The 5,164-nt window shown below is 42.8% G+C and carries 5 protein-coding genes; 2 read left to right on the top strand and 3 right to left on the bottom strand.

Annotation, left to right across the window (positions count from 1 at the left end; translation table 11 throughout):
• A partial coding sequence (locus F6K20_RS23380; protein ID WP_287296201.1) for a hypothetical protein occupies positions 1–197 on the top strand: 197 nt, incomplete at its 5' end.
• A 64-nt stretch (positions 198–261) separates the two neighbouring features.
• Here F6K20_RS23380 and F6K20_RS23375 read toward each other — a convergent pair.
• The gene (locus F6K20_RS23375; RefSeq protein ID WP_008181478.1) at positions 262–1,584 is read right to left on the bottom strand and encodes a P-loop NTPase fold protein; all 1,323 of its coding nucleotides are present in this window, start codon (positions 1,582–1,584) and stop codon (positions 262–264) included.
• Positions 1,585–1,953: 369 nt separating this feature from the next.
• Here F6K20_RS23375 and F6K20_RS23370 point away from each other — a divergent pair, with 369 nt between their 5' ends.
• The gene (locus F6K20_RS23370; protein WP_008181476.1) at positions 1,954–2,901 is read left to right on the top strand and encodes an Rpn family recombination-promoting nuclease/putative transposase; all 948 of its coding nucleotides are present in this window, start codon (positions 1,954–1,956) and stop codon (positions 2,899–2,901) included.
• Positions 2,902–3,139: 238 nt separating this feature from the next.
• On the opposite strand, the gene F6K20_RS23365 is transcribed toward F6K20_RS23370, so the two are convergent.
• Both F6K20_RS23365 and F6K20_RS23360 read right to left on the bottom strand, forming a co-directional pair.
• On the bottom strand, positions 3,140–4,327 hold the full coding sequence (locus F6K20_RS23365; protein WP_008181473.1) for a GNAT family N-acetyltransferase: 1,188 nt from the start codon (positions 4,325–4,327) through the stop codon (positions 3,140–3,142).
• A gap of 81 nt (positions 4,328–4,408) precedes the next feature.
• On the bottom strand, positions 4,409–4,825 hold the full coding sequence (locus F6K20_RS23360; protein ID WP_131827015.1) for a hypothetical protein: 417 nt from the start codon (positions 4,823–4,825) through the stop codon (positions 4,409–4,411).
• Between the last annotated feature and the right edge of the window lie 339 nt (positions 4,826–5,164).

Genomic DNA, 5,164 nt, shown 5'->3' with positions numbered 1-5,164 from the left:
TCAAACTCCGAGTACCCCCGTTTCCCTTAAAAAAGGGGGACTTTGAGTATGGCTCCCCCCTTAATAAGGGGGGCTGGGGGGGATCTAATATCTTGCGGAAAACTTTGAAAACACACCCTAGGGGGGCAAAACCATACCCAGAATCAGCAACGCCAAAATTACCTCAAGTAGGTTGGCCACAAGCCCCTGATAGCTGAATGCTGAATGCTGAATGCTGAATGCTGAATGCTGAATGCTGAATGCTGAATGCTTACCTAAAACCTAAGAGCTAACAGCTGAATTCTGACTAGCTTGCCACTGTTCCAAGTCTTCGATAATAATCGGATGCACATCAAACCAGGTATGGTCACCGTAATACCCTAAGACATACTTATTTTGTAAAAGTTCATCACAAATCACAATGTTGCCTTGCTTGGGCAAATGATGGGTATTGGTAGTTAAGCGACCAGTTTCGTGAACAGTAGCCAATTCCGGAAAATGATAGTCGTTGATAGTATAGGCTTTGCGTTCTTCTTGAATTGCCTCCTTAGCAATGGTTGTGTCTACATATTCCTTTCGTTTCTTCAGGGCGACCTGACAAGCCCCCCGCGCTAGTCGGATTAAATCCCGGATCACACCACCACTCTTCTCAGATAATAGATCTAAGGCATCGGGAGTGAATAGGTCTGTCTCGTTAATTTTAGCTAATCGTTTGGTAATCACAGACTTCAAGATATCTCGACCAACTTGGTTAGGGGTTGAGGTGGGACCAGAATTGCGTTCGCGTAGCGTGGCCGTAGGCCAATCGCACTGGAATACAGGCAAATTATACAAATCCAAACATTGAAAGCTTTCCATCGGTTGGCGAAAGCTAGGGGAATATCGTAAAGAAATTGGAATGGTGTAGATGATATGACACTCTAATTCTGTCAGGAGCGGACTAGCAAACATTTCCAGAGCAGTAATATAATCATGGCGATCGAGACCATCTACAATTACTAATAATTTTTGCTTGCGGTCTTTTTCAGCAGCTTTAATAATATCGTTGACGCGAGCAATGATGTCACTAACAGCAGGGCGAATGTTAAGGGTTTTGCTCATTTCCCGAGTTAATCCCCGTTTGAGAATTAACCCCAATTTTTTTAAAACCTCTGGTAACTCTAACTGTTCAGTATCTGTTTCTTTATCTTGATAAATTACAGTTGTCAGGCTATTTTCCAAATCATCCAGTAAGCGCTGATCCCGATTTGACCACCAGTCTGGTTTAATAGCTTGGCGACAAACTTCCATTCCAATCAACACCACCACCTCAGCATAACCAATATTATACCGGTCGAGAGCTGTTGCCGTATCAACCCAGATTACAGCATAATTTTCTGCTAGCTCCTGTTCAATTCGTCGCAATTCCGTTGTTTTTCCACTGCCCCGATGACCAGCTAATAAAAACTTAACTGGCTGGTCTTCCATTTCCAGAATAGGGATTAAATTTTCTACTGGACTATCCTCTCGCTGGATATAAAAGTCTCTGATTTCCTCTGGTGTCGTCAGGGGTTGCTCTGGGTTAAACAGTTGGTAAGCTGGTTTCCAATACTTGGCGTTGCTCATCGTTAAGGGGAATAGGGAGTAGGGAGTAGCGATGCAGCGCGGTCTTGGGGGTTTCCCCCATGAGCGACTGCATCAAGACGGGAGTAGGGAATAAAGTTTAGATGTACCTTAACTATCATAAACACTATACCTGAAGAAGTCAGGAGTCAGGAGTCAGGAGTTAGGAGTCAGGAGTTAGAATAACTTAATTTTTAAGTGAATTAGAAGCATTCAGCTAATTTTGACATTTATTTAAGTTTTTATTGACTTAAATAAAACTGTTTTTATACTAGTTTTGTGACTTGCAAATTTATCAAAAATATAGTATAATATTATCAAATAAATCCATTCATACATGAGCATCAATGGGGCGATTGCTCTAGCAGTGTCATGGCCTATCCACTCAAAGATAAGTACATTAGTTTACTCACCGATTTTGGCTTTAAGCGTGTCTTTGGTACTGAGCCAAATAAAGGGCTACTTATTGATTTTCTAAACACCCTTTTACCACCCCGACATCACATTGAAGATGTCACCTTCAAGAATACGGAAAATTTAGGAAATACTCCTGTAGACCGCAAAGGGATTTTTGACATCTATTGTCAATCCAAAACTGGGGAACGTTTTATAGTCGAGATTCAAAAAGCAAAACAAAACTTCTTTCAAGATAGAAGTGTTTATTATTCCACATTTCCGATCCAAGAACAAGCGCAAAAATGCGATTGGAATTATCAGTTAAAGGCGGTTTATACTGTCGGGGTGTTAGATTTTGTTTTTGACGACCATAAAGACGATAAGACAATCCTACATACCGTGGAGCTAAAAAATCAGGATTGTCAGGTATTTTATGACAAACTCAAATTCCTTTACATTGAGTTGCCCAAGTTTACCAAAACTCTAGACCAGTTAGAAACACATTTTGATAAATGGCTGTTTGTCCTAAAAAATCTCTCAGAATTAAACAATCGCCCTCAACCTTTCCAAGAGTCGGTATTCAATCAACTGTTTGATGTGGCAGAAATTGCTAACTTTTCTCGCACTGAACAGGATAACTACCAAAATAGTCTCAAATATTACCGAGACATGAATAATATTGTCGAAACTTCTAGACAAGAAGGGTTACAAGAAGGCTTGCTAAAAGGTCGAGAAGAAGGAGCACAACGAGAACGAGCACTGATACTCCGTCTGCTATCCCGTAGCTTAGGAGAAATACCCAGTGAACTGCAACAGCAAATTCATCAACTATCACTGGATCAGTTGGAAGGGTTGAGTGAAGCCTGTTTAGATTTCTCTAATCTTGAGGATTTAAGAGCTTGGTTGAATCCAACTCAAGAGTAATATCATGTTCGGTTGAACATTTATAAATAGTAGGGAACAGGGAACAGGGAACAGGGAACAGGGAACAGGGAACAGGGGATGAAGATGGAAATTACTTACCAGAAGTAAGCTATGTTTTTTGATAAATTATTATCTGAATATGATATAACAAGCCTCTGACAAATCGTGGCACAGGCTTCTAGCCTGTGACCCATAACCTGATAGCTGATAGCTGAGCGCTGAGCGCTGACTGCTTATATTAAAACATATCTGGCATCCAAGGTTCAGATCCAGAAAACAATAATGTCGCTACTGACAAAGCTTCGTTTGTGGCTTTCAAATAACCGGTAAGTTGCAGTTGTCTAGGACTATATAAACCAGTATACAAAGACGCTAAGCCTCGGATACTAATTTGAAGATCCCCATTACCTCCTGGAGTAACTTCACCTTGCCCTTGATTAACACGTAAACGGAATCTACCGTTATTAGCACTAATCAAATCATCCTCAACTTCTAAGTGTAATTCCCCATCAATTCCTACCGGATAACCTCGCTTTTCTAAGGCTTTGGGAACATCAATCACTCGTGACATCCAGTAATATCGAGTGTCAATTTTTGCCGTTTGTTCTGGTAACAGTAACATTAACGGGTCATGGGGAGAACTATACCAATACACCTGCTTGACTAGGGAGCGATGATCAGCGATAAAAGTCCAAAAACGCTTGATAGCAGCTGTGGTCAGCAATGCCCAATCGTCAATCGTAATCCGAAGCCCGTGATCGTCTTCCTGTTGAGTAAAAATAATGTAACCTTCCGGTAGAGTTTCTGAACCAATCAGATAGCTATAGATAGTTTCTTCTGGTTTTGCTACTATTGGTTTCACCAGATGTTTCCAGATAGCGTGATGGCGGTCTAAATTCCCATTGTTGGCTTGAGCTTGTTGGTGATAGATCTCCTCGAAGATCTGGTAATTCTCTGGCTCCACTCGATGCATGGGAAGATTGCGTTCGCTTAACGAAATCGTTTTGGTAGACAATTTCCACAGGCAACGGTTTCCTGCTCGTTGATAGCCTACTTTCCGGTATAGGGTGTCAGTAGAAGCATATAAAGTAGAAATTGGCACGCCCTGGTCATGGAGTTGCATGATAGTCTCAGCCATTAATTGGTAAGCTACCCCTTGACCGCGATACTCTGGCGCTACACCAACCACAGCAACTCCTGCCATCGGCACAGGTTTACCACCGTACCATTGTGCCATCGGATAAATTGCTAAATGAGCGATCGCATTTCCAGCTTGGCGAATGATGCGAAAGTTTTCAGTACCAATACGCTCAATGTAAGCCTCACAGTCACTTACGGAAACCCCAAAGCACTGAGATATAATCACCCCAATCTGCTCAAGGTCTTGTGAGTTGTCAACCGGACTATAGTCCAACCCAAGTGTCATATTAAAGAAGTTTGTATTACATATACTACTATAATACAAACTTCCCTTAATGGTGATCGATACCAATCGGATTTGAATCTTTTAGTAACGATAAAAAATCGAATCGTGCCTGCGCCTGGGAGAATATATTCTTACTCCCCTACGGTTACGATAGTAGATTTCATCGTCCCTGCGCTTGGGATAATAGACTCGCCCGCGCCCACGCCTAGGAGAATAGATTCGCACCCCCCCACGCTTAGGAGAATAGATGCGCACCCGCCCACGCCCACGCCTGGGATAATAGATGCGCCGACGCCTGCGGCGTGAACGATTCTTGTATTTACGCCCGAATGAAGAGATGAGAACGTCTCGGTTACTATCCCCAACAACGATGGGACTCTCTTGGTGCGCGTTCCCTAGGTCAGGAAACCCGACCGGGGTCGCACCGCTTTCAGCCTTAACTGGAGCGACAGGCACTAGAGCCATCAGTCCTGTGAGAAGCACAATTGAGAATTTCATATTGCTGACCTCCTGTGGAAGAGCAATGCTATTTCAGCTAGCGATAGATGAGGTAAAAGCGTCAGCTATCAGCTAAAGGCGTTTAGTTAGGTTTGTTTCACCTTTTTAGTCAGGTGTTTTTGCGGTGCGACCCCGGTCGGGTTTCCCGACCTAGGGAAGGCGCACCAAGAGAGTCGAACTAAAGATCCATCCTTGATAGCTGATAACTGATCGCTAAATACTTACACAGATAGACGAGATAGACGTAGCTTACCTTAACGAATGTTCCCATACCCCCCTCTCTGGTGGTATTTTTATGCGATCGCGAAGCGGTTCCAAAGGAACGTAAGCATTCAGCTA

It is taken from the genome of Moorena sp. SIO2C4 (assembly GCF_010672485.1).
GTDB lineage: Bacteria > Cyanobacteriota > Cyanobacteriia > Cyanobacteriales > Coleofasciculaceae > Moorena > Moorena producens.
Note: the sequence above shows the minus strand (reverse complement) of the source record. Positions and strands in the feature narration are given on the sequence as shown.

Coding starts and splice junctions, on each gene's coding strand:
- F6K20_RS23360 (WP_131827015.1), bottom strand. CDS start 4,825: ATGAAATTCTCAATTGTGCTTCTCACAGGACTGATGGCTCTAGTGCCT.
- F6K20_RS23370 (WP_008181476.1), top strand. CDS start 1,954: ATGGCCTATCCACTCAAAGATAAGTACATTAGTTTACTCACCGATTTT.
- F6K20_RS23375 (WP_008181478.1), bottom strand. CDS start 1,584: ATGAGCAACGCCAAGTATTGGAAACCAGCTTACCAACTGTTTAACCCA.
- F6K20_RS23365 (WP_008181473.1), bottom strand. CDS start 4,327: ATGACACTTGGGTTGGACTATAGTCCGGTTGACAACTCACAAGACCTT.